Genomic DNA, 22,615 nt, shown 5'->3' on the forward strand with positions numbered 1-22,615 from the left:
TGGTCCCCATGAGCACGACGACCGCGCGCCGAGCCTCGACCTCCGCGACCTCCTCCGCCGCAGCGACCACCCCCATCGCCATCCCGCACCGGACCTTCGACTGGCGCATCCGCTTCGGCGTACTCGCCCTCATCTGGGGCTTCAGCTTCCTGCTCATCAAGGTGGGCACGGAGGGCTTCGCCCCGTTCCAGGTGACGCTCGGCCGCCTGGTGTTCGGCACGGCGGTGCTGGCCGTGGCCATGATCGTGAAGCGTCAGGGGCTGCCGCGCCGGGCCCGTACCTGGGGGCACCTGACGGTCGTGGCGTTCTTCCTGAACGCGCTGCCGTTCTCGCTCTTCTCGTTCGCCGAGGAGACGATCCCGTCGACGCTCGCCGGTATCTGCAACGCGACGTCGCCGCTGTGGGGCATGGCGCTGTCGCTGGTCGCGCTCTCCGAGGACCGGCCCACCCGGCGCCGGGTCGCGGGCCTGGGCATCGGCTTCCTCGGCGTGCTGACCGTGCTCGGTGTGTGGCAGGGCTTCCACGGCCTGGACGTGGCGGGCACGGCGATGGCGCTGCTCGCCTCGCTCAGCTACCCCGTCGGCTGGATCTACCTGCGCCGTACGCTGGCGAATCCGGGCGAGTCGAACCTGACGATGATCGGCGCGCAGCTCCTCCTGGCCACGGCCCAACTGGCCGTCGTCACCCCGCTGTTCACGTCCTGGCCGACGCGCTTCGCGATGGGCCCGCTGCTCGCGATCGCCGCCCTGGGCGCGCTCGGCACGGGCGTGGCGTTCCTCATCCAGTACGGCCTCGTGGCCGAGGTCGGCCCGACGACGGCGCAGATGGTCACGTACTTCGTGCCGGTCATCGCGACAGCGGCAGGCGTCGCGGTCCTCGGCGAATCCCTGACCTGGTCAACCCCGATCGGCGCCGCCATCGTCCTGGCCGGCGCCGCCCTCACCCAATCAAAGCCCCGCCCCCGAAGCTAACTGGGGCCATTCAAGCCCCTGCGGCGATTGAGCAGCGGGGTCTGGGGCAGAGCCCCAGCGCGCACCCCCGGACCCCGCAACAGCCCCCACGCCCAAGCTCACGCTCACGCTCACGCATACCTCCGATCCGACCCCACCCTCGTCGCCCCCACCACCGCATCCGCAACCGCCCCCACCTCCGCAACCCCCAACCGGGAAACAGTAATCCGCACTGCCGGCGCCGCCTCCATCCGAAACCTCGCCCCCGGCGCCACCGCCCACCCGGCATGCAGCAACCGCGCCACCGCCCCGGTCTCGTCCGGCACCGGCACCCACACGTTCATTCCGCTGCGCCCGTGCGCCACCACACCCCGCTCGGCGAGCGCGGCGATCAGCGCGTCACGCCGCTCCCCGTACGACGCGGCGACCGCCCCCGCGTCCACGGCCCCGGCCGCCCACAGCCCGGCCACGGCCCGCTGTGTGATGCGGCTGACCCAGCCGGGCCCGAGCCGCTGCCGGCCGCGCACCCGGTCGACCGTAGTGGCGTCCCCTGTGAGCACGGCGAGCCGTAGATCGGGGCCGTAGGCCTTGGCCACCGAGCGGACGAACGCCCAGTGGTAGGTGGCCCCGGCGAGCGGGTGCAGCGGCAGGTCGACGATGCCGTGGCCGTGGTCGTCCTCGATGACCAGCACCTCTTCGTACGCGGCCAGCACCGCCCGCAGCGCCTTCGCGCGGGCCGAACTCACCGCCGCCCCGGTCGGGTTCTGCGCCCGGTCGGTGACCACCAGGGCGCGCGCCCCGGCGCCGAGCGCCCGCTCCACGTCGTCCGGCAGCGGCCCCTCGTCGTCCACCCCGACCGGCACCGTCCGCAGCCCGAGCGCGGGCACGAGGTCGAGCACGCTGCCCCAGCCGGGGTCCTCCACTGCGACCGCGTCCCCCGGTCTGAGGTGCACGGCGAGCACCCGCTCGATGGCGTCGAGCGAACCGGAGGCCACGGCGACGGGGCCGGGCGGCACCCCGTCCGCGTCGAGCCCTGCCCGCGCGCGGCGCACCAACTCCGGCTCCAGGGAGTCGTCCCCGTACAGCACCGGTTCGTTGTCGGCGACGGTCGCCGCGGCGGTGAACGCCTCGACGAGCGAGGGCAGCAGCGCGGTGTCGGGGTTGCCGTCCGACACGTTCCGCACCCCCTCCGGCACGTCCACGCGGATGGCCTCGCGCCCGGTGATGGCCGGTTTCGGGCGCACCCGGCTGCCGCGCCGCCCGGCCGTCTCGATGACCCCGCGCTCGCGCAGCGAGCGGTACGCGGCCGCGACCGTATTCGGATTCACCCCGAGCCGCTCCGCCAACTCCCGCATGGGCGGAAGCAGTTGGCCCGGCTCCAGGTCTCCGGCGATCACCGCACGCTCGACGCTCGCGCGAATCTCCGCTGCGCGACTCCCACTGATCGGATACTCTCCTAGCACAAACAATATTTTGCACTAGTACAATGGAGTTCGCAACATGAGCGTCGCCCAGGACCAGTCAGCCGCACAGCCGACCACCCCGCCGGCCACGGACTCGCCCGCCTCCTACGCGCCCACGGACCGCACGATCCCGACCCGCGCCAAGGAGCGCGCCGCGTACGACCGCGAACTGGTGCACTCGATACTCGACGAGACGTACATCTGCCACCTCGGCTTCGTCCGCGACGACGCCCCCGTCGTGCTGCCGACGCTGTACGGCCGGGTCGGCGAGCGGCTCTACGTGCACGGGTCCAGCGGCTCGCGCCCGCTGCGCATGGCGGGGCAGCGGGACCCCGGTCTGCCCGTGTGCCTGACCGTGACGCACGTCGACGGCCTGGTCCTCGCCCGCTCCGCCTTCCACCACTCCATCAACTACCGCTCCGTGGTGGTGCACGGCACGGCGCACCAGGTCACGGACGCCGAGGAGAAGCGGCTCGCCCTGGACGCGATCGTCGACCACGTGGTGGACGGCCGCGCCGCCGACTCCCGCGCCGCGAACGCCAAGGAGCTCGCCGCGACGGCCGTGCTCCGCCTCGACCTCTCCGAGGTTTCCGCGAAGGTCCGCGCGGGCGGCCCGAACGACGAGCCGGAGGACATGGAGCTGCCGCACTGGGCGGGCGTCGTCCCGGTGCAGCGCGGCTACGGCGAGCTGATCCCCTCCGACGACCTCGCCGAAGGCATCGACGTCCCCTCGTACCTGAAGGGGCTGTGATGCTGATCCACCCCTGGGACGCGGCGCGCGACACCGCCGAGTGGCAACAGTGGCTCGCCGCCCACGACTTCGGGCAGCTCGCCGTCAACGGCCTGGACGGCGAACCCCCCTTCGTACAGCCCATGCACTTCGCGTACGACCCTCAGGGCGCGGGCGCGTACGGCGAGGTCGTCGCCCACCTCGCCCGCCCCAACCCCCTGTGGCCCGCGCTCGACGCGCACCCGGAGGTGCTGCTGAGCGTCGTCGACGACTACGCGTTCGTGCCGGGCCCCTGGCAGGCGCCGGCCGACGTCCCGCCGGAGCACGGCACACCGACCAGCTTCTACGCCGCCGTCCAACTGCGCTGCACCGCGCGCGTGGTGGACGATCCCGAGGAGAAGGCGGCGCTCCTGAACCGGCAGGTGGGCCACTTCCAGCCGCCCGGCATGTCCGTGCCGGTGGCCGCGGGCGAAGCCCCGTACGGGCGGATGCTGCCGGGCATCCGGGGCCTGCTGCTCGAAGTGACCGACGTACGCGCCAAGTTCAAGTACGCCGGGCACAAGCCCGAAGAGGTCCAGGACAAGATATCCACCGGCCTCGCCGGGCGCGGCGATCCGCGCGACGCCGCCGCCCTGGCCACGCAGCGTCGGCGGCGCCACCAGCCCGCGTAGGAAGTCAGCCGGTCGACCGGGCCTCCGCCACCGCGAGGCCGGTCACCGCCGCGAGCATCAGCGCCGTGCCCACGACGGTCGCCGCGGTCAGCTCCTCGCCGAGCAGCGCGACCGCGATGACGGCTGCGCTCACCGGTTCGAGGAGCGTGATCACGGAGACGGTGGCGGAGCGCACGACCTCGGCGCCCGCGAAGTACAGGGCGTACGCGAGCGCGGTCGGCACCGACACGATGTACGCCAACAGGCCGAGCACGGCGAGGTGGTGACCGGTGTGCGGCACCAGGCCCTCGGCCGCGCCCAGCGGCAGCAGCGCGAGCGCGGCGACGGCGAACGTGCCGACGGTCGTGCCGAGCCCGCCGCCTCCCCCGCCGCGCCGCCCGAACCACCGGGTGAGCAGCGTCATCACGGCGTACCCGGCCGCCGACAGCAGCGCCCACAGCACGCCGCTCGGCCGCACGGTCGCCTCCCCACCGCCGAGCACGAGCACCGCGAGCCCACCCAGTGCCCCGGCCACGGACACCAGGCCACCGACGCCGAGCCGCTCCCCGAGCAGCACGCGCGCGCCCACCGCGATGAACACGGGTCCCGCGCCGAGCGCGACGACGGTGCCCACGGCGAGCCCGGTGGCCTGCACGGCGGCGAAGTAGGCGGTCTGGAACACGGCGAGCGACACCCCGAGCACGCCGAGCCGCACCACCTTGCGCCCCCACGTCTCGTACGACACCGGGCGGGGTGTCCGCCGCGTCACGCGCGCGAGGACGAGCAGCACCAACCCGCCCACGCACCGCCAGAACGACAGCGCGGCGGGCCCCATGTCACTGGCGCGGAACACCAGCGAGGCGGCGGCCCCAGCGGTGCCCCAGGCGAGCCCGGCGACGACGAGGTACAGCAGGCCCCGGGCGACCGACAATTGACGTACGGCAGAAGCGGCGGCAGGCGCGAGCGCCCCCGCCTTCACGGCATCCGACACGAAACACTCCACGGAGAGCGGCCCTCCGGTACGCGCCGGGGGCCGGGAACACGGACCGTCGTCGGCGGACGGCCGCGCCCACACCGGGAAGCACCGCCCGCGGCAGGGGCCCTGCACGGCGCCCGGGGATCACTGCGACAGCACGGCTCGGACCGGCACCTGCAGGTGGCGGTCACCGTGGCGGATCCCCCGGACGAACCGGACCCGGCAACGACGGCCGGGCGGGCCCTAGACGGCCGGCGGAGAGAAGAAGACGAGTGCTCGTGCGTGCATGCCCGGCACCCTAGACAGCCCCGCCGGACCGCGACAACACGTTTTCCGGCGCCTCATCGGGCACCGGTGCGGCCTCCGGCTTCGACGACTGCGCGATGAACGCGCCGACCAGGACCATCGCCCCGCCGAACAACTGCGGCGCCGACAGGTGCTCGCCGAGCATCACCCAGGCGAGGACCGTCGCGACGACCGCTTCCAGGCAGGCCACGACCCCGGCCACCTGCGGCGAGAGCATACGTACGGACACCACCCCGGTGACGTACGCGACGACCGTGGCGAGCAGCACGATCCAGCACAGCAGCAGCCAGGCGGGCACCGACGTGCCGTCCATGGAGGCGTTGCCCGCGAGCACCGACCAGTCCATGCCCCAGGGGCGGGCGATGACCGTGAGCAGCGCGGCGCCGATGAGGAGCCCGTACGCGATGACACCCAGCGGATCGGGCACGTCCGCCGGTTCCGCGTCCGCGCCCCCGCCGTGGTCGGACAGCACGAAGTAGCCGACCTGGCAGCAGGCCGCGCCGAGCGCGAGCAGCAGGCCGAGCGCGTCGAAGCCGAGCCCCGACCACACCTCGACGACACACGCGAGGCCCGCGACGGCGATCACGACGCCGATCGCGGCGGCGCGCGTCACGGGCTTGCGCTGGACGAAGCGGACCCAGCCGAGCACGAGCGCGGGCGCCAAGTACTCGATGAGCAGGGCGACTCCGACGGGGATGCGGGAGATCGCGGCGAAGTAGCAGGCCTGGACGCCCGCGACCGCGAGCAGTCCGAACCCGGCGAGCAGCGCGGGCCGGCGCAGCACGAGCGCGCGGTGCCGCCAGGCGACCGGCAGCATGACGAGGGCGCCGCCCGCGACGCGCAGCCACACCACGTGGAGCGGGTCGAGGCCCGCCTCGATCAGCGGCTTGGCCGCCACTCCCGAACCGCCGAACGCGAGCGCGGAGAGGAGGGCGAGGCCCAGTCCCATGCCGCGCCCGCGGGTTGCCTGCTTCCCCGAAGACACCGTTGACTCGTGCACCGGCACATCATGACAGGGACCGTCAGGAGCGTCATCCCCGTTGACCCCTGTCTCACGGGATGGACGCGAGGGACGGTCGCGAACCCCTTGCACACGCGGCCGGTTGACCAGTTGAGCCGCTGCCGCAGTTGATCAGTTGAGCCGCTGCCGCAGCCGCTCCACATCGACCCCGGCCCGGCCGAGCACCTCGACCGCCCGGCACTCGACATCCGCGGCGAGCGCGGCGAGCACATCGACGCCGCGCGCCAACTCGTCCCCTCGGGACACGGCCCGCTCCACACTCGCCTCCATCGCGGCGGCCGCGACGGGCGACCAGCCGGGGGCGGTGGGCACGACGGGCACGGCGCCGGAGTCCTCCACCGAGCCCTGCCAGCGCAGCCCGTACCCGATGCTGCGCTGCACGAGATAGCCGAGCAGCCGCACGACCTGCTCGCCCTCCGGGAAGGCGGCGCGCACGTCGGGGTCCGTCTCGAGGAGGGAGTGCAGCAGGTGCGCCGTGTCGATCTGCCGGTCCCCGTCCCTGACCGCACGCCGCCGAGCCCCCGCGACGACCGCCGCGAGCTCGTCGCTGAGCTGGGCGTCTACAGGTTCTTCACTGGTGGGGCCGATCGCACCGGCGTCGGACGGGGTTGAACTATGCACATGCCCCACCCCATCAGCGCCGACCGGCGGGAACATCCGCGAGGAGGAGCATTTTCGGGTCCGACACAGGTTGGGCACTGATCATGAACATCTCCTCCTTACGGATGAGATCGAGCCAGTTCTCCCCGAGGGGACCGGGACACACGGACCAAGATCTGACGGTTCATCAGTATTGAATGTTCGAGGCCACACGGCTACTTTCCGCGACGACGCGACACCGAAGCCCGTCATGGCTCACGACTCAAAGGGGTGGCCACATGGCCGAAGTCAGCGCGGAAGCCCGCATGGAAGCACCCGCGGAGAAGGTCTGGGCGCAGCTCACCGACTTCTCCTCGTACGGGAAGTGGAACGCCACCCACACCGACTTCCCGAAGGGTGGGCCCGCATCCCTGGAGGTGGGCGGCCAGTTCGAGGAGAACATGAAGCTGATGGGCTTCCCGGCCGAGGTCACCTGGACCATCGAGGAGCTGGAGACCGCCCGCACCTTCGCCATCAGGGGCAAGGGCCCCATGGGCGTGAATCTGTTCATGCACTACTCGCTCGCGCCGGACGGCGACGCGACGACGGCCCGCATCAAGGGCGAGTTCACGGGCGCGGCGGTCTCGCTGATGGCGGGCAAGCTCAAGGACTCGGCGACGGCCGCGCTCGACGAGTCACTGCGCAAGCTGAACGGCCTGGTCACCTGAGCCTCCGTACGTACTACGTACGTCCACGTACTACGTACGTACGCGAAGAGGCGCCCCGCACTGTTCGTACGGGACGCCTCTTCCGCGCTCTGCCAACGGTCCGAGCCCGCACGGGGCTCAGTCCTCGTCGGCGAGGATCAGGTACAGCTTCTTGCGCGCGTCGTTGATGACGGAGATCGCCTTGTCGCGCTGCTCCTTGTCACCGGTCTTCCAGACCTGCCCGAAGGCCTCCATGAGCCCGAAGCTCGCCGTCCGGATCTCGTTCATGGCCTCCCAGTCGACGCCGCGGCCGGCCTCCTCCCAAGGGGCGTCGGGCCCCTCTTCGGCGGCGGAACGGCCGTCGTCGGTGAGCGAGAAGAGCTTCTTGCCGCCCTCGCTCGCGCTGGCGATCAGACCCTCGTCCTCGAGCAGCTGAAGCGTCGGGTAGACCGAGCCGGGGCTCGGCTTCCACGCGCCGCCGCTGCGCTCGGCGATCTCCTGGATCATTTCGTAGCCGTGCATCGGGCGGTCCTTCAGGAGGGCCAGGATCGAGGCGCGCACATCTCCGCGCCGCGCCCGTCCGCGCCCGCCACCGCGGCCGCCGCGACCGCCCCAGGGGCCGGGGCCGCCGGGTCCGCCGAAGCCGGGCCCGAAGGGCCCGAACGCCGCGCGCCGACCCTCGAAGCCACCGGGACCCCCGGGGCCGCCGAAGCCGCGCTCGAATCCACCCCTGCCGTGCAGGCCGGGGCCGAAGTGTTCATGTCCGTGGTCGTGTCCGTGGTTACGCATGGGAATCAGTCCTTTCACAACTGATCGTGGGTTTCGTTGACCGCGATCATCAACCGATCGCGATGCCTCAACGATATATCGGAACTATTCGGCTGGCAAGCCCCGGCCGGGAACGGGAAAAGAGGCCAGACACCCCGGATTGGCCTTGGCCCGTTGTCAGTGGGCTCAACTACCGTGCGTGACATGCGTATTCGTATCGTCGACGCCTTCACCGACCGGCCCTTCGCCGGCAACCCCGCCGGCGTCCTGCTCCTGGACGCCTTCCCGGACGACGCCTGGCTGCAGAGCGTCGCCCTTGAGGTCAATCACGCCGAGACCGCCTTCGCGCACCCGCTGCCCGAGGGCGGCGAGGCCGACTGGGCGCTGCGCTGGTTCACGCCCGCCACCGAGGTCAACATGTGCGGGCACGCCACCCTGGCCACCGCCCACGTGCTGCACTCCACCGGGGTGACGCAGGGCCCGGTGCGCTTCGCGACGCTGAGTGGCGTGCTCGTGGCGACACCGGGTGAGGACGGCTCGCTCACCCTGGACTTCCCGACGGCCCCGCTCACCGAGGAGTCCGCCGCCCCCGCCGGACTCGCCGAGGCCCTGGGCGCCGAGCCGATCGCCGTGCACGACACGGGGTCCTCGCTCGGCGACCTCGTCGTCGAACTCGCCGACGAGAAGACCGTGCGGGCGCTCGCCCCCGACTTCAGGGCGCTCGCGGGCCACTCGAAGCGCGGCGTCATCGCCACCGCGCGCGCCGCGGCCCCCGCCCAGGGCTACGACTTCGTGTCGCGCTGCTTCTTCCCGAACGTCGGCATCGACGAGGACCCGGTGACCGGGAGCGGGCACACGGCGCTCGCCCCGTACTGGGCGGCGCGCCTGGGCCGCGACGAGCTGACCGGGCTGCAGGCCTCCGCCCGCAGCGGCCTCGTCCGCGTCGCCCTGCGCGGCGAGCGCACCCTCCTCACCGGCCACGCGGTCACCACCATCGAGGGGGAACTCAACGTGTGACGTGTACCCCCCGGCGGACTACGGAGTGGGCAGCCAGCCCACCTTCCCCGCGAGCAGCCCGTATCCGACGAACGCCCCGATGTCCAAGAGGGAATGGGCCACCACCAGTGGCCCGACCCGCCCCCACCGCCGGTACAGGAACACGAAGACGACGCCCATCGCGAGGTTCCCGAAGAACCCGCCGATGCCCTGGTACAGGTGGTACGAGCCGCGCAGCACGGACGACGCGACGAGCGCCGTGCCCGGCGACCACCCCAACTGGCCGAGCCTGCGCAGCAGATACCCGACGACGATGACCTCCTCCACCACGGCGTTCTGCACCGCGGAGAGGATCAGCACCGGGTACTTCCACCACACGTCGGGCAGCGCCTCCGGCACCACCGTGAGGTTGAAGCCGAGGCCACGGGCGGCCAGGTAGAAGGCGATGCCGGTGCTGCCGATGACGGCGGCCACCGCGGCCCCGCGCCCCGTGTCGAACCACGGCCGCTTCCGGTCGAAGCCGATCGTGCGCATCCCCTCGCCCTCCCTGAGCAGGAAGTGCGCGACGAGCGCGACCGGCACGAGCGCGCTCGCGATGCCGAACAGCTGCCAGGCGAGGTCGAGCCACGGACGGCCGGGCGCGGCCGAGGCGTTGAGGGTCGCCGCCTGGTCCTTGAGGCCGCCGGGTTTCGTGACAGAGCCGACGAAACTGATGAGCGCGGACACAGCGCTCGCACCGAGCGAAAGCCCCAGAACGAGCAGCGTCTCGTCCCGCAAAAAGCGCCGTGAGAGCCGCCCTTCGGGGGAAGAACCCGGCATCGGCTCCGCCTCCACCTGCACACCTGCCTCCAGTTGGTCATTCCCGCCGCATCCGTCACAGCGCCCCGCTAGGGTCTCGAATGCAGGTACGAAGATCGCGTGCGACAGGCCGAGGGGGGCCACGACGCCGCAGTTTCGGCGCACCGCTCCCCTCCACCGCTCCACCGCTTATATCGCAACTGCCTTTGTGGCTCAGGGAGGGGCTCCACCGCCATGGGACGTCACAGCAGCATGCCCGACGAGTACGGGACGGCCGACGCCGCACCCCGTCCCCGCTCGCGCGGCCGCACCGTAGCCATCGCGACCGCCCTCGTCCTGGTCGTCGGGGCGGGCACGGCCGCCTTCTTCCGGCCCGATCTGCTCGGCCTTGGCGACGGGTGCGAGGACGAGGTGCACCTCGACGTGGTGGCCTCGCCCGACATGGCACCGGCGCTGCGCGAGACCGCGGAGCACGCCCGCCGCGAGCAGATCACCTCCGACGGCAACTGCCTCGACATCGCCGTCACCGCCCGCGACGCGTACAAGGTGGCGGACACCCTGCGCGCGGGCAAGGGCGCCTCCGACTACCAGGTGTGGGTGCCGGACTCGGACGTATGGGTGCAGCGGGTCACCGCGGACACCGGGGCCACGCAGATCACCCCGGCGGGCAACGTCGCCTCGTCGCCGATCGGCGTGGGCATGGTGCCCTCGGCCGCGAAGTCGTTCGGCTGGCCCCGGAAGACGTACACCTGGGCCCAGTTGACGGGCGCCGCGCTGCAGAGCGACAAGCTGCGCCTCGGCGCCGCCGACCCCGCGCGCAGCGCCAGCGGGCTGCTCGCCCTGACCAAGCTGGCGGCCGCCTCCGGCAAGGGGGACGACACGCAGGCCGCCTCCATGGCGAAGGCCCTCTCCGAGCGCACGTCCGACAGCGATACGCAGCTCATGGACACGGTGCCGCGCGACAACTCGGGCACCGAGCAGGGCAACCCGCGCCGCAACTCGGCGCTGATCCTGTCCGAACAGGCCGCGTACGCGCACAACAAGGAAGCGGGCAGCGCGGGTTCGGTCGACCTCTTCTACCCGAAGGACGGCTCCCCCGCCCTCGACTACCCGTTCTCGCTGGTCGGCGAGGACACACTGAGCACCGACGAGAGCCGGGCCGCGGTCCGCTTCATGACGCTGCTCGGCGACGACGAGGGCCGCCGCATCCTGGAGAAGCACGGCTTCCGTACGGACGGGGACCGGTCCCCCGCGACGGTCGTGTCGCGGGCGGGCGGCCGCGCCCCGCAGCCGTACGCGCGCGTGGCGGCCAAGGCGCCCACCGAGCAGCAGCTCGAAGAGACCCTCGGCATGTGGACGATCACGGTGCAGAGCGCCCGCATCACCACGGTCGTGGACGCCTCGGCCTCGATGGGCAACATCGTGCCGAGCCGCGGCGAGTCCCGCATGGAGGTGACGAAGGCGTCGATGCTGGCGGCCCTCTCCACGTTCACGCCGGAGGACGAGATCGGCCTGTGGGAGTTCGCCACGTTCCTCGACGGAAACCGCGACTACAAGAAGCTCGTGCCGACGCAGCGCCTCGGCGACCACGTCGGCTCCAGCACCCAACGCGACCGCCTGTCGGCCGCGTTCACCGGGCTGCAGCCGGTGCCGGGCGGGGCGACGGGCCTGTACGACACGACACTCGCGGCCTACAAGGAGGCCACGTCCACGTACAAGAAGGGCATGTTCAACGCCGTGGTCGTGGTCACCGATGGCGTCAACCAGGACGACGGCTCGATATCCCGCGAGAGCCTCGTCAAAAAACTCGAGGCCCTCACCGACCCCAGCCGCCCCGTCCCCCTGATCGCCATCGCCGTGGGCCCGGACACCGACAAACGGGAGGTCGAGCAGATCGCCGAGGCAACGGGCGGCTCAGGCCACCAGGTCAGCGACCCGGCGGACATCCAACAGGTCATCCTGAAGGCCATCATCGACGCAGGCGCCAAATCCGACTGACCCACCTCACCGCCCCGTCACCCGTCAACCGCCAACCATCACCCCAACGGAACCGCCGGCTCCGGCAGCCCCACCGGCCACTCGTGCACCGGATCGCCCCGATGCATCAGCTCGCAGTACCGGCGCGTGGTCGCCGCGAGGGCCGCGTCCCGGCCGAGGCCGCTCTCCAGCGCCCGGTGGTACGTCGCCGACTGCCACGCCGCGCCGTTGGTCCGCAGCCGGCAGCGCTCCTCGATCACGCCCAGGTACAGATCCCGGTCGGCCGGCTCCACGCCCCACGCGTCGAGCCCGGCCGCCGCGAGCGGCAGCAGCTCGTCCCGCACGAGGTGCACCGCCGGCACCCGCTCCGTGCCGCCGAACCGGCCCCGCCGCGGCCACTCCAGGCGCGCGTCGATGCCGTACCGGCAGGCCGCGTCGAAGTTGCGGGAGGCCGCCTCGAAGGGCAGCCGCGACCACACGGGCCGGGAGTCCTCGGCCAGCGCGCGTACGACGCCGTAATAGAACGCGGAGTTGGCGACGACGTCGACGACGGTGGGCCCCGCGGGCAGCACCCGGTTCTCGACGCGCAGGTGCGGGACGCCGTCCGCGATGCCGTACACGGGCCGGTTCCAGCGGTACACCGTGCCGTTGTGCAGGACGAGTTCGGCGAGGTTCGGGGTGTCGCCCTTGGCGATCACGTCGAGCGGCCGCTCGTCGTCGAGGATGGGCAGCAGCGGCGGGAAGTACCGCAGGTTCTCCTCGAAGAGGTCGTACGCGGAGTCGATCCAGCGCTCCCCGAACCAGGTGCGCGGCCGCACGCCCTGCGCCGCGAGCTCCGGCGGCCGGGTGTCGGTGGACTGCTGGAACAGCGGCGGCCGCGACTCGCGCCACAGCTCACGGCCGAACAGGAACGGCGAGTTGGCGCCGAGCGCGATCTGTACGCCGGCCACCGCCTGCGCCGCGTTCCACACATCGGCGAAGCGCCCCGGCGTCACCTGAAGGTGCAACTGCACGGAGGTGCACGCCGCTTCGGGCGCTATCGAGGAGGACGTGCAGGTCAGCCGCTCGACACCGGCGATGTCGAGCGCGAAGTCCTCGCCGCGCGCGGCCGTGATCTGGTCGTTGAGCAGGGTGTAACGGTCGACGTCCGACAGGTTCGCGGAGACCAGGTCGGCCGCGCCCAGCGTCGGCAGAATGCCGATCATCACGATGCCGGCATCGACCTCGTTGGCCTTCCTGTGCGCATATCCGAGACCGGTGCGCAGTTCCTCGGCGAGCTGGTCGAGAACGCGTCCGCCGAGCCGGTGCGGGGCAATGTTCACTTCGAGATTGAACATGGCGAGTTCGGTCTGGAAATCCCGGCTCGCGATGCGCTCCAGTACTTCCGCATTCATCATTCTCGGCAGCCCGTCGGGCCCGGCGAGATTCAGCTCGATCTCCAGACCCATGAGATTCTGTGGACGGTCGAAGCGCTTCTCGTCCAGCAGTCGCCCGAGCCCCTCCAGGCACTCTTTGAGCTTCTCCCGATAGCGCCGCGGATCGGCCAGGTCGACCGCGTCCGCAACGACCTTGTCCCCCATGGAAGCGTCCCTCCTCACATGGGCAGCCCGCCCACCCGGCCGCGTGTCACGGAGGATGATGCCCAAGCAATGTGATCGATAACGTCCGCGCGGGCCCACGGAGCAGTACCCTCAAGGGAGTTACCCACGGGCACATTCCTTAGGCATGCGGCCCCTCGAAGATTCCATCGCTCGCGGCCCTGGTAAAAAACGCCGACAAGAACAGGCCGACCGCTTGACCGAAAGACATCGAGGTCACGCGGGACCGGTCCGGCGAAAATGGGGAGGTTAGCCCACAAAACCCCATGGAAACCGCGCCCGAATAGCACCTTGCGATATCCGCCCGCGGTGCTAGCCGAAACACTCTGAGAACACGCGTCGTATAAACTCCGCTGGCGAGACGGAGAGTTGACGCCCGCGGCCCGGGCGAGAACCGGACCCCCGCCGCCACTGCCCCGTCCGTGTACCCGAGTACACCCGCAGTACCCCAGTACACCCGCAGTACCCCCGTACACCCGTAGCACCCAAGTGCATCCGCAGCAGACAGCGCCGTCCGCTCGTCCCGCACCGCCCTCGCAACATGTGCCTGTCGAATGAGAGGCGACCCACCATGCCGCTGCACGTCCCACCGGCTCCCGCGCCCGCCCTGCGCACCGTACTCACGGCCCTCGGTTCCCCCACCGCCGTCCGCGAGGCGCGCACCCCGTCCCTGCGCTCCGCCCAGGGACCCGCCACCCCCGAACTCCCGTTGCCCCTCCACGTGTTGGACCACATCACCGAGGCCACAGGGCCGTCCAGGACCCGCCTCACCGGCTGGCGCTTCCTGATCCGCTGCGGGGAGCGCGCGGTGGCGGCGGCCGACACCAGGCTCACGCCGGACGGCTGGGCCTTCTCGCACTTCTTCGAGGGCCCCTACGTCAGGTCCACCGAACGGGCCCTGCTCCAGGCTGAGTCGCTGCCGCAGGCCTACCAGCCGCGGCTGCTCTCGGTGCCCGAGCTCTACATGCTGACGCTGTGGCTGCACGGAAACCACGCCGCCGACCCGACGGTCGGCCAGCCGGCGGCCGACGACATCCTCGTCCCGCTGGCACCCGCACCGCCCGGCATCGCCCCGCACCGCCCGCACCGGGTGGCCGAACTCCTGCCGGTCCTCACGCACCGCCTCACGCCGGCCCCCGCGGGTCTGCTCGCCTGAACCCGACCGGGGCCCGCCGACGGCTCCGGTCGCATATGCCTGTGCCCCGCACCGTCCGCCGTCCGGTCGCGGGGCACAGCCCTGTCCGAGTGGACTAGCCCGTACCGGTCACTCCGAACCACCCATGGGGAGAGTCGAGTTGGGCTGAACCGTCCGCACGGGTGATGCGTCTTCAATCCATAAGGACCGCTGCAACGAAATACCTGCGGATTGACGCCCACAGGGCAACACTGGGTTCCAGAACTCACGACAACGGGGGTGCGGCGATGAACAAGCCTTCAAGCCGCAGCACGACGAGCAGGAACAGTACGAGCAGGAACAGCACGAGCAGGAACAGCACGACCGGCAACGCCGACATCATCGAGATAACTTCGCAGCGAAAGATCCCATCCATGTGCCAGCACCAGCCACCTTGCCCGACAGCGGAATCCGAGGACAGGGAGGCCGCGCTTCCCGTCGCTCACCACCCCGAGCAGGGGTGGAGCCTCCTCTGCAACGGCGTCCTGCTCTTCGAGGACACCGGCGAGCTGCTGCCCAACGGCACGATCATCGCCCCGCACCGCCCACTGGGCAGGGTGGTCACGGCGGCGTAGGGACCTACGCGAAGGGGGCCGTACGACCGGTGGTCGTACGGCCCCCTTCTGCCGTCGTCAGCCCTCGTAGGCGTCGAGCGGCGGGCAGGAACACACCAGGTTCCGGTCGCCGAACGCCTGGTCGATGCGGCGCACCGGCGGCCAGTACTTGTCCGAGGCCGCCACCCCGGCCGGGAAGACGCCCTCTTCACGGCTGTACGCGTGCTCCCACTCGCCACCGAGCATCCCGGCGGTGTGCGGCGCGTTCCGCAGCGGGTTGTCCTCGGCCGTCCACTCGCCGGACGCGACCCGCTCGATCTCGCGGCGGATCGCGATCATCGCGTCGCAGAACCGGTCGAGTTCCTCGATGCCCTCGCTCTCCGTCGGCTCGATCATCAGCGTCCCGGCGACCGGGAACGACATGGTCGGCGCGTGGAAGCCGTAGTCGATGAGCCTCTTGGCGACATCGTCGATGCTCACGCCCGTCGCCTTGCTGAGCGGCCGCAGGTCGACGATGCACTCGTGCGCGACGAGCCCACCCGGCCCGGTGTAGAGCACCGGGAAGTGCGGCTCGAGCCGCTTGGCGATGTAGTTCGCCGACAGCACGGCCACCTGCGTGGCCCGCTTCAGCCCCTCGCCGCCCATCAGACGTACGTACGCCCAGGAGATCGGCAGAATCCCGGCGGAGCCCCACGGCGCGGCGGAGATCGGGCCGACACCCGTCTCAGGACCGGCGGCGGGCTGCAGCGGGTGGTTCGGCAGGTACGGCGCGAGGTGCTCGCGGACGCCGACCGGGCCGACGCCGGGACCGCCGCCGCCGTGCGGGATGCAGAACGTCTTGTGCAGGTTCAGGTGCGAGACGTCGCCGCCGAACCGGCCCGGCTTGGCAAGGCCCACAAGGGCGTTGAGGTTCGCGCCGTCGACGTAGACCTGACCGCCGGCGTCGTGCACGGCGGCGCAGATGTCGGCGACGTGCTCCTCGAAGACGCCGTGCGTCGACGGGTACGTGATCATCAGGACGGCGAGCTGCTCGGCGTACTGCTCGATCTTGGCGCGCAGGTCCTCGATGTCGACCTCGCCGTCGTCGGCGGTCTTCACGACGACGACCTTCATGCCGGCCATCACGGCGCTCGCGGCGTTGGTGCCGTGCGCGGAGGACGGGATGAGGCAGATGGTGCGCTGGTCATCGCCGTTGGCCCGGTGGTAGCCACGGACCGCGAGCAGCCCGGCGAGCTCGCCCTGCGAACCGGCGTTGGGCTGCAGCGACACCTTGTCGTAGCCGGTGACCTCGGCGAGCCGCTCCTCCAGCTCACGGATGAGCGTCAGGTAACCCTGCGCCTGCTCCGCCGGGACGAAGGGGTGCAGCTGGCCGAACTCGGGCCAGGTGACCGGCTCCATCTCCGTCGTCGCGTTGAGCTTCATCGTGCAGGAGCCCAGCGGGATCATGCCGCGGTCGAGCGCGTAGTCGCGGTCGGCGAGCCTGCGCAGGTAGCGCAGCATCGCGGTCTCGGAGCGGTACTGGTGGAAGACGGGGTGCGTCAGGTAGTCGTCGCCGCGCAGCAGCCCGCCCGGCAGCGCCTCCGCGACCTCGGCGTCCAGCGCCTCGATGTCCGCCTCGACGCCGAACGCCGCCCACACCGCGCCCAGTTGGTCCCGCGTCGTCGTCTCGTCGCAGGCGACCGAGACGTGATCGGCGTCTACGAGGCGCAGGTTGACGCCGCCCTCGCGCGCGGCGGCGACGACCTCGGCGGCCTTGCCGGGCACCCGCGCGGTGAGAGTGTCGAAGTACGCGCCGTGCACGACCTCGACGCCGCCCGCCGTGAGCCCGGCCGCGAGCACGGTGGCGTACCGGTGGGTGCGCCGCGCGATGGACTTGAGGCCGTCGGGCCCGTGGTACACGGCGTACATGCCGGCCATGACGGCGAGCAGCACCTGCGCGGTACAGATGTTGCTGGTCGCCTTCTCACGGCGAATGTGCTGCTCACGCGTCTGCAGCGCGAGGCGATACGCCTTGTTCCCGTCGGCGTCCACGGAGACACCGACGAGGCGGCCCGGCAGCGAACGCGCGAACTTCTCGCGCACGGCCATGAATCCGGCGTGCGGACCGCCGAAGCCCATCGGCACACCGAAGCGCTGCGTCGTACCGACGGCGATGTCCGCACCCAGCTCGCCGGGCGAGGCCAGCAGCGTAAGAGCGAGAAGATCGGCGGCGACGGTGACGATCGCGCCCAGCTCGTGCGCCTGCTCGATCACGGGCTTGATGTCCCGGACAGCCCCCGAGGCGCCCGGGTACTGCACGAGCACACCGACGACCCCGCGCTCGGCGACCTCGGCCGGGATGCCCTCGCTCAGGTCGGCGACGACGATCTCGACACCGGTCGGCTCCGCGCGCGTCTCGATCACGGCGATGGTCTGCGGCAGGGCATCGGCGTCGACGACGTAGACACCGTTCTTGACCTTGCCGACGCGGCGCGAAAGCGCCATCGCCTCGGCGGCGGCCGTGCCCTCGTCGAGCAGCGAGGAACCCGAAGTGGGCAGGCCGGTCAGCTCGGCGACCATGGTCTGGAAGTTGAGCAGCGCCTCCAGGCGGCCCTGCGAGATCTCCGGCTGGTACGGCGTGTACGCCGTGTACCAGGACGGGTTCTCCATGACATTGCGCAGGATGACGGGCGGCGTGAACGTCCCGTAGTAGCCGAGCCCGATCATCGAACCGAGGACGTCGTTGCGCTCGGCGAGTGTCTTCAGCTCGGCCAGCACCTCGGCCTCGCTGCGGGCGGCCGGAAGGTCGAGCGCCTCGGCGCTCTTGATGACATCGGGCACCGCGGCCGCGGTCAGCTCGTCGAGCGAGCCGTAGCCGACCTGCGCGAGCATCTTGGCCTGAGCGGCGTCGTCGGGACCGATGTGACGCTGCTCGAAGGGGATTCCTCGCTCCAACTGGGAGAGCGGAATACGGTTGGCGGTCATTGCGGAGGCCTCCTGGTCACCTGGACCTACGAGGGGCACCACGGCGCGGGTACCCGGACGGCCTCCCCCTCTGTCATCTCAACCTGAGAGCTTCACCGGCCCACCCCGCGAGAACACGGAACACACCGGCTTGCACCGTCGGTGAGAGCGGAAACCGTGCACCCCGCCCTGCTTTCCAGAGTGACCTCGTCCGTGCGGTACAGGGGCCTGAGAGATTCCGGGGAGGATTTGCTCCTTCGGCGCCCCCGACAACCGTCGGAAGACTCTCCCGCACGGGGTCAACAGCCATCTGCCAGCCTACCAGCGGCTACTTGCCCCAAGCCCTCGAGTGGCCACCTTCCTGAATGTGCTCTTTCGTAGTGCTTACAGACCAGTTGCGATCACTGCGATCACTTCGATCACCACGATCCTCATGATCATCGCGATCAGGATCGTCTCGATCAGTTGGAGGACCCGTGCAGACCGATGTCGATCCGCGCAATCTGATCGGCCGCAAGGCGTTCGACCGCAACGGGGCCAAGATCGGCACCATCGACGAGGTGTACCTGGACGACGCCACCGGCGTCCCGGAGTGGGCCGCGATACGAACCGGCCTGTTCAGCCGCGACGCCTTCGTCCCGCTCGAGCCCAGCGAACTCGTGGAGGGCACGCTGCACGTCCCCTTCGAGCGCTCCCTGATCAAGGACGCCCCCGACTTCGGCGTCGGCCGCCACCTCTCCCCGGAGCAGGAGCTCCAGCTCTACCACCACTACGGCCTGAACATCACGGCACCGGCGGACTCCCCCTCCCCTGACGTCTCCTTCGGTCACGTGGCGGGCGCCGACGACGACCCGACCTGATCCTCGGCCCCCTCGACGAGCGGCAGCGGCTCGGCCGGCACCAGCTCCGGATCATCGACCCGAAACGTCCGCACCCGCCCCCGCACCGCGTCGTACGGCGTCTCGAACCGCACGGTCACCCGCCCGAGGCCGCTCCCCTGCACCCACCCAGGACCGAACTCGGCGTGCCGCACATCGTGCCCCGCCAGCCACCGCCGCTCCACGTGCTCCGGCTCGGCCTCGGCCTCCTCCGCCGCCTCGACCGGGGCGACGGCCGTCCCCTCCGGCTCCCCGGCAGCGGCCTCGGCCTCCTCCTCCGCGGCAGCGAACTGCGCGAACAGGTCCTCCTGCGTGAAGTCGGCGAGCCCACTGACGCCGACCCCCAGCAACCGCACGCCTCCCGTCGTGTCCACGGACTCCAGCAACCGCGCGGCGGCCTCCCGCACGACCCCCGGATCGTCCGTGGGCCCCCGCAGCGTCTCGGACCTGGTCAACGTGGAGAAGTCGTAGCGCCGCACCTTGAGCACCACGGTCCGCCCCGACCGCTCGGCGGATCTCAGCCGCTCCACGCACCGGTCGGCGAGCCTGCGCACTTCCATCCGCACCCGCACCCGGTCGTGAATGTCCACGTCGTACGTGTCCTCCACGGACACCGACTTGGAATCCCGCTCAGCGACCACAGGACGCTCGTCGCGCGCGAGCGCCATCTCGTAAAGGTGACTGCCGTGCGCCTTCCCGAGCAGCCGGACCATCTCGTCCTCCCCGGCCCCGGCGATCTCCTCCACGGTGAGGATCCCGGCCCGCCGCAGATGGTCCCCGGTCGCGGGCCCGACGCCCGGCAGGATGCGCACGGACCGCGGCCCGAGCAGCGCGCGCTCGGTGCCGGGGCGTATGAGCACGAGCCCGTCCGGCTTGGCCTCCTCCGAGCCGATCTTCGCGAGCATCTTGGACGCGGCGAGCCCCACGGATCCGGTCAATCCGGTCACGCGCCGGATGTCGTCCCGCAGCCGCCGCCCCACCGCCTCGGCGGAATCGGCGTCCCAAGCCGCTTCACCGGCCTCCAGATCGACGAACGCCTCATCGAGGCTCAGGGGTTCCACCAACGGCGAGAGAGCGCCCAGGAGCCCCATCACCTGCTCGCTGATCGCCCGGTAGAGCCGGAACCGCGGCACCAGATACGCGGCGTGCGGGGCGAGCCTGCGCGCCTGCCCCATCGGCATCGCCGAGTGCACCCCGAACTTCCGCGCCTCGTACGACGCCGTGGCCACGACCCCGCGCGGACCGAGCCCGCCCACGACGACGGCTTTCCCGCGCAGGCTCGGCTTGGCTGCCTGCTCCGCCGAGGCGTAGAAGGCATCCATGTCGAGATGCAGGATCGTGGGCGCGGTTCTCACATGTCCGATGCTGCCCTACGCCACTGACAATGCGGCCGTGCGCCATGAAACGGCGGCCGCACGGGTCGCGTCACACGGCCCGGTTGCGCCGCCTCGCCAGCTCGTCGGCCGGGTTCGGCGGCACGACCGTCTCCCCGGTGTCGAGGCGCTCGCCGTGCAGTTGCGAGAGCGCGGCCTCGACGTCCCGCCAGACCACACCGACAGCGATGCCGAAGACTCCCTGGCCGCCCTGGAGCAGGTCGTGCACCTCGTCGGGCGACGTGCACTCGTACACGGTCGCGCCGTCGCTCATCAGCGTCATCCGCTCCAGGTCCCGGAAGCCGCTCTCGCGCAGGTGCTGCACGGCGGTCCGGATGTTCTGCAGCGAGACGCCCGTGTCCAGGAAACGCTTGACGACCTTGAGGACGACGACGTCCCGGAAGCTGTAGAGCCGCTGCGTCCCCGACCCGTAGGCGGAACGCACGCTGGGTTCGACCAGGCCGGTCCTGGCCCAGTAGTCGAGCTGTCGGTAGGTGATGCCGGCCGCCGCACATGCCGTCGGCCCCCGGTACCCCACCTGCTCACGAGCGACAGCGCCGCTCTCCCCCGCCACCACAGGCACGGCCTGCGGGCGCTGCGGAGTGTGATCGGCCGCGCTGCCGTGAAACAGGTACGGACCGCCCGTCGCCGTACCGTCGCCGCTGCTTCTCACGCCGACCTCCTCTTTGACCTGCCTCATCGACGGTAGGCAGTCACAGGGGGTGCGTCAACGAACGCCACACTAGGCACGCCGAGTGATAATCACCCTAAGAGTGGTTTCCCGTGACCCACCGCGGGGAAAGGCTAGCCGAATGTCTTGAGGGCGCCGCCGCTCGACGGCCGGAGCCCGACCGTCGGCCGGGCGGTCACTGACTGTTGGTCCCGAAGTCCTCGGGGGAGATCTGGTCGAGGAACTCGCGGAACTTCTCCACCTCGTCCTCCTGTTCGTCGGGGATCGCGATCCCCGCGTCGTCCAGGACCCCGTCACTACCGAAGATCGGCGTTCCGGTGCGCAGCGCCAGGGCTATGGCGTCGGACGGGCGGGCACTGACCTCGACCCCGCTCGCGAACACCAGCTCCGCGTAGAAGACGCCTTCGCGCAGGTCCGTGATGCGCACTTCCGTGAGCTCCTGGCCGACCGCTTCAAGGACGTCCTTGAAGAGGTCGTGCGTCAGCGGACGCGCGGGCGCCATGCCCTGCTGGGCGAAGGCGATCGCGGTCGCCTCCCCCGGTCCGATCCAGATGGGGAGGTACCGGTCGCCTCCCACTTCACGCAGGAGCACGATCGGTTGGTTGGAGGGCATTTCGACCCGGACACCTACGACGTCGAGCTCGTTCACACAGCAACCCTAGGACGTGCCCGGCCGGTTTGGGTAGTCGGGCATCCACCGAGGGCCGGGCCATCGGCGCTCACCCGCGCCCACGATCAGGGCAGACGCACCCCGAGCGCGGTCTGCACAAGTGCCGAGTGCAGCTTCACGGTGAGGCCTGCGAGCTCCTTGGCACGGGCCTCGGCATGGGCCCGCGTCTGCGGGTTCCTGTGCACCTTCAGTGGGGCCACCACCTGGTCCACCAGGCCGGCCTCCCGGTCCGCGGCCGCCCGCATGACCCGCAGGTGCCGGGGTTCGATGCCGAAGCGGCCCAGCTCGCCGATCAGCTCGGCGACCGACACGGCGGAGGCGTCGTAGCCACCGTCCTGCAGGGGCGTGAGGAGCCCGTACGACTCCCATTCGTCGAGCTCTTGCTCCTCGACACCGACGGCGGCCAGCAATTCGTCCCGGCCGACCCGGGCGGCGGTCGGCACCTCGATGCCGTCCTCCGCGTCACCGGGGCGTCCCGGGGCGGGCACGCGCAGGCTCTCGCCCGGCTCCAGGGCGTCGAGCTGCTCCTTGATGACCTTCAGCGGCAGATAGTGGTCCCGCTGCATGCGCAGCACATGGGCGAGCCGGTCCACGTCGTCCGAGCTGAACTTGCGGTAGCCCGAGGGCGTGCGCCGCGGCTCGACGAGGCCCTCGGACTCCAGGAACCGGATCTTGGAAATGGTGACTTCGGGAAACTCTTCTCGGAGCACGTTCAGTACGGTGCCGATGCTCATCAGCCGACTGTCCGTGGTGGCGGTGCCTCCTGTGCCTCCTGGGGCACCGCCACTCGTCGTGTGCAGCATGGACCTTCCT

21 protein-coding genes and 1 riboswitch are annotated in these 22,615 nt (G+C 71.1%); of the genes, 9 read left to right on the forward strand and 12 right to left on the reverse strand.

Annotated elements, in window-relative coordinates:
* Positions 1–8 precede the first annotated feature (8 nt).
* Positions 9–971 carry a DMT family transporter gene (locus RBJ65_RS20770; protein ID WP_306322608.1) on the forward strand — a complete coding sequence of 321 codons (963 nt, stop codon included), beginning with the start codon at positions 9–11 and terminating at the stop codon, positions 969–971.
* A 110-nt stretch (positions 972–1,081) separates the two neighbouring features.
* Here RBJ65_RS20770 and RBJ65_RS20775 read toward each other — a convergent pair whose 3' ends face one another.
* On the reverse strand, positions 1,082–2,413 hold the full coding sequence (locus RBJ65_RS20775) for an aminotransferase class I/II-fold pyridoxal phosphate-dependent enzyme (protein WP_306322609.1): 1,332 nt from the start codon (positions 2,411–2,413) through the stop codon (positions 1,082–1,084).
* Positions 2,414–2,450: 37 nt separating this feature from the next.
* Here RBJ65_RS20775 and RBJ65_RS20780 point away from each other — a divergent pair, with 37 nt between their 5' ends.
* Positions 2,451–3,164, forward strand: a complete 714-nt coding sequence (locus RBJ65_RS20780) for a pyridoxamine 5'-phosphate oxidase family protein (protein WP_306322610.1) — start codon at positions 2,451–2,453, stop codon at positions 3,162–3,164.
* Complete coding sequence (locus RBJ65_RS20785) at positions 3,164–3,814, forward strand: FMN-binding negative transcriptional regulator (protein WP_306322611.1); 651 nt, start codon at positions 3,164–3,166, stop codon at positions 3,812–3,814. The genes RBJ65_RS20780 and RBJ65_RS20785 overlap by 1 nt, the downstream gene beginning before the upstream one ends.
* A 4-nt stretch (positions 3,815–3,818) precedes the next feature.
* On the opposite strand, the gene RBJ65_RS20790 is transcribed toward RBJ65_RS20785, so the two are convergent.
* From RBJ65_RS20790 to RBJ65_RS20800, 3 genes are all read right to left on the reverse strand, one after another.
* Positions 3,819–4,784, reverse strand: a complete 966-nt coding sequence (locus RBJ65_RS20790) for a DMT family transporter (RefSeq protein ID WP_306322612.1) — start codon at positions 4,782–4,784, stop codon at positions 3,819–3,821.
* Positions 4,785–5,067: 283 nt separating this feature from the next.
* Positions 5,068–6,081, reverse strand: coding sequence for a DMT family transporter (locus RBJ65_RS20795; RefSeq protein WP_372341411.1), 1,014 nt, complete (start codon positions 6,079–6,081; stop codon positions 5,068–5,070).
* A 126-nt stretch (positions 6,082–6,207) separates the two neighbouring features.
* Entirely contained in the window at positions 6,208–6,717 is a 510-nt protein-coding gene (locus tag RBJ65_RS20800) for a Clp protease N-terminal domain-containing protein (RefSeq protein WP_306322613.1), read from the reverse strand.
* 257 nt (positions 6,718–6,974) lie between these two features.
* On the opposite strand from RBJ65_RS20800, the gene RBJ65_RS20805 reads away from it, so the two are divergent.
* On the forward strand, positions 6,975–7,403 hold the full coding sequence (locus tag RBJ65_RS20805) for an SRPBCC family protein (protein ID WP_306322614.1): 429 nt from the start codon (positions 6,975–6,977) through the stop codon (positions 7,401–7,403).
* A 117-nt stretch (positions 7,404–7,520) separates the two neighbouring features.
* On the opposite strand, the gene RBJ65_RS20810 is transcribed toward RBJ65_RS20805, so the two are convergent.
* A complete protein-coding gene (locus tag RBJ65_RS20810; protein ID WP_306322615.1) occupies positions 7,521–8,171 on the reverse strand; it encodes a PadR family transcriptional regulator in 651 nt (216 codons plus the stop codon).
* A gap of 183 nt (positions 8,172–8,354) precedes the next feature.
* On the opposite strand from RBJ65_RS20810, the gene RBJ65_RS20815 reads away from it, so the two are divergent.
* Positions 8,355–9,167 (forward strand): PhzF family phenazine biosynthesis protein, encoded by an 813-nt coding sequence (locus tag RBJ65_RS20815; protein WP_306322616.1) that lies wholly within the window; start codon positions 8,355–8,357, stop codon positions 9,165–9,167.
* An 18-nt stretch (positions 9,168–9,185) separates the two neighbouring features.
* On the opposite strand, the gene RBJ65_RS20820 is transcribed toward RBJ65_RS20815, so the two are convergent.
* Positions 9,186–9,965, reverse strand: coding sequence for a CPBP family intramembrane glutamic endopeptidase (locus tag RBJ65_RS20820; protein ID WP_372341412.1), 780 nt, complete (start codon positions 9,963–9,965; stop codon positions 9,186–9,188).
* Positions 9,966–10,178: 213 nt separating this feature from the next.
* On the opposite strand from RBJ65_RS20820, the gene RBJ65_RS20825 reads away from it, so the two are divergent.
* Positions 10,179–11,942 (forward strand): substrate-binding and VWA domain-containing protein, encoded by a 1,764-nt coding sequence (locus RBJ65_RS20825; RefSeq protein WP_306322618.1) that lies wholly within the window; start codon positions 10,179–10,181, stop codon positions 11,940–11,942.
* A 38-nt stretch (positions 11,943–11,980) separates the two neighbouring features.
* Here the strand turns inward: RBJ65_RS20825 and RBJ65_RS20830 are convergent, their stop codons facing one another.
* Positions 11,981–13,501, reverse strand: a complete 1,521-nt coding sequence (locus tag RBJ65_RS20830) for a glutamate-cysteine ligase family protein (protein ID WP_306322619.1) — start codon at positions 13,499–13,501, stop codon at positions 11,981–11,983.
* 589 nt (positions 13,502–14,090) lie between these two features.
* Between RBJ65_RS20830 and RBJ65_RS20835 the strand changes: the two genes are divergently transcribed.
* Positions 14,091–14,675, forward strand: coding sequence for a hypothetical protein (locus RBJ65_RS20835; protein ID WP_306322620.1), 585 nt, complete (start codon positions 14,091–14,093; stop codon positions 14,673–14,675).
* Between the two features lie 392 nt (positions 14,676–15,067).
* A complete protein-coding gene (locus RBJ65_RS20840; RefSeq protein ID WP_306322621.1) occupies positions 15,068–15,268 on the forward strand; it encodes a DUF5999 family protein in 201 nt (66 codons plus the stop codon).
* Positions 15,269–15,325: 57 nt separating this feature from the next.
* On the opposite strand, the gene gcvP is transcribed toward RBJ65_RS20840, so the two are convergent.
* Complete coding sequence (gene gcvP, locus RBJ65_RS20845) at positions 15,326–18,211, reverse strand: aminomethyl-transferring glycine dehydrogenase (RefSeq protein ID WP_306322622.1); 2,886 nt, start codon at positions 18,209–18,211, stop codon at positions 15,326–15,328.
* Between the two features lie 185 nt (positions 18,212–18,396).
* Positions 18,397–18,492, reverse strand: a riboswitch (glycine riboswitch).
* Positions 18,493–18,666: 174 nt separating this feature from the next.
* On the opposite strand from gcvP, the gene RBJ65_RS20850 reads away from it, so the two are divergent.
* Positions 18,667–19,050: a PRC-barrel domain-containing protein gene (locus tag RBJ65_RS20850; RefSeq protein WP_306322623.1), complete on the forward strand. Its 384-nt coding sequence runs from the start codon at positions 18,667–18,669 to the stop codon at positions 19,048–19,050.
* Here the strand turns inward: RBJ65_RS20850 and RBJ65_RS20855 are convergent.
* The 4 genes from RBJ65_RS20855 to RBJ65_RS20870 all read right to left on the reverse strand — a co-directional run bounded on the left by RBJ65_RS20855 (position 19,017) and on the right by RBJ65_RS20870 (position 22,605).
* The gene (locus tag RBJ65_RS20855; RefSeq protein WP_306322624.1) at positions 19,017–20,423 is read right to left on the reverse strand and encodes a DNA polymerase IV; all 1,407 of its coding nucleotides are present in this window, start codon (positions 20,421–20,423) and stop codon (positions 19,017–19,019) included. The two genes, RBJ65_RS20850 and RBJ65_RS20855, sit on opposite strands and share 34 nt — an antisense overlap.
* Positions 20,424–20,493: 70 nt before the next feature.
* The gene (locus tag RBJ65_RS20860; RefSeq protein ID WP_306322625.1) at positions 20,494–21,114 is read right to left on the reverse strand and encodes a MerR family transcriptional regulator; all 621 of its coding nucleotides are present in this window, start codon (positions 21,112–21,114) and stop codon (positions 20,494–20,496) included.
* A 193-nt stretch (positions 21,115–21,307) separates the two neighbouring features.
* Positions 21,308–21,781 (reverse strand): bifunctional nuclease family protein, encoded by a 474-nt coding sequence (locus RBJ65_RS20865; protein WP_005475662.1) that lies wholly within the window; start codon positions 21,779–21,781, stop codon positions 21,308–21,310.
* An 86-nt stretch (positions 21,782–21,867) separates the two neighbouring features.
* A complete protein-coding gene (locus RBJ65_RS20870) occupies positions 21,868–22,605 on the reverse strand; it encodes a MerR family transcriptional regulator (RefSeq protein ID WP_306322626.1) in 738 nt (245 codons plus the stop codon).
* Positions 22,606–22,615 lie beyond the last annotated feature (10 nt).

Source organism: Streptomyces sp. KL109B, assembly GCF_030766935.1.
Taxonomy (GTDB): domain Bacteria; phylum Actinomycetota; class Actinomycetes; order Streptomycetales; family Streptomycetaceae; genus Streptomyces.

Excerpts from the sequence above, each read along its gene's own strand:
- RBJ65_RS20825 (WP_306322618.1), top strand. The coding sequence starts at position 10,179 with ATGGGACGTCACAGCAGCATGCCCGACGAGTACGGGACGGCCGACGCC.
- RBJ65_RS20785 (WP_306322611.1), top strand. The coding sequence starts at position 3,164 with ATGCTGATCCACCCCTGGGACGCGGCGCGCGACACCGCCGAGTGGCAA.
- RBJ65_RS20770 (WP_306322608.1), top strand. The coding sequence starts at position 9 with ATGAGCACGACGACCGCGCGCCGAGCCTCGACCTCCGCGACCTCCTCC.
- RBJ65_RS20870 (WP_306322626.1), bottom strand. The coding sequence starts at position 22,605 with ATGCTGCACACGACGAGTGGCGGTGCCCCAGGAGGCACAGGAGGCACC.
- gcvP (WP_306322622.1), bottom strand. The coding sequence starts at position 18,211 with ATGACCGCCAACCGTATTCCGCTCTCCCAGTTGGAGCGAGGAATCCCC.
- RBJ65_RS20835 (WP_306322620.1), top strand. The coding sequence starts at position 14,091 with ATGCCGCTGCACGTCCCACCGGCTCCCGCGCCCGCCCTGCGCACCGTA.
- RBJ65_RS20815 (WP_306322616.1), top strand. The coding sequence starts at position 8,355 with ATGCGTATTCGTATCGTCGACGCCTTCACCGACCGGCCCTTCGCCGGC.
- RBJ65_RS20840 (WP_306322621.1), top strand. The coding sequence starts at position 15,068 with ATGTGCCAGCACCAGCCACCTTGCCCGACAGCGGAATCCGAGGACAGG.
- RBJ65_RS20805 (WP_306322614.1), top strand. The coding sequence starts at position 6,975 with ATGGCCGAAGTCAGCGCGGAAGCCCGCATGGAAGCACCCGCGGAGAAG.
- RBJ65_RS20820 (WP_372341412.1), bottom strand. The coding sequence starts at position 9,965 with ATGCCGGGTTCTTCCCCCGAAGGGCGGCTCTCACGGCGCTTTTTGCGG.
- RBJ65_RS20830 (WP_306322619.1), bottom strand. The coding sequence starts at position 13,501 with ATGGGGGACAAGGTCGTTGCGGACGCGGTCGACCTGGCCGATCCGCGG.
- RBJ65_RS20810 (WP_306322615.1), bottom strand. The coding sequence starts at position 8,171 with ATGCGTAACCACGGACACGACCACGGACATGAACACTTCGGCCCCGGC.
- RBJ65_RS20780 (WP_306322610.1), top strand. The coding sequence starts at position 2,451 with ATGAGCGTCGCCCAGGACCAGTCAGCCGCACAGCCGACCACCCCGCCG.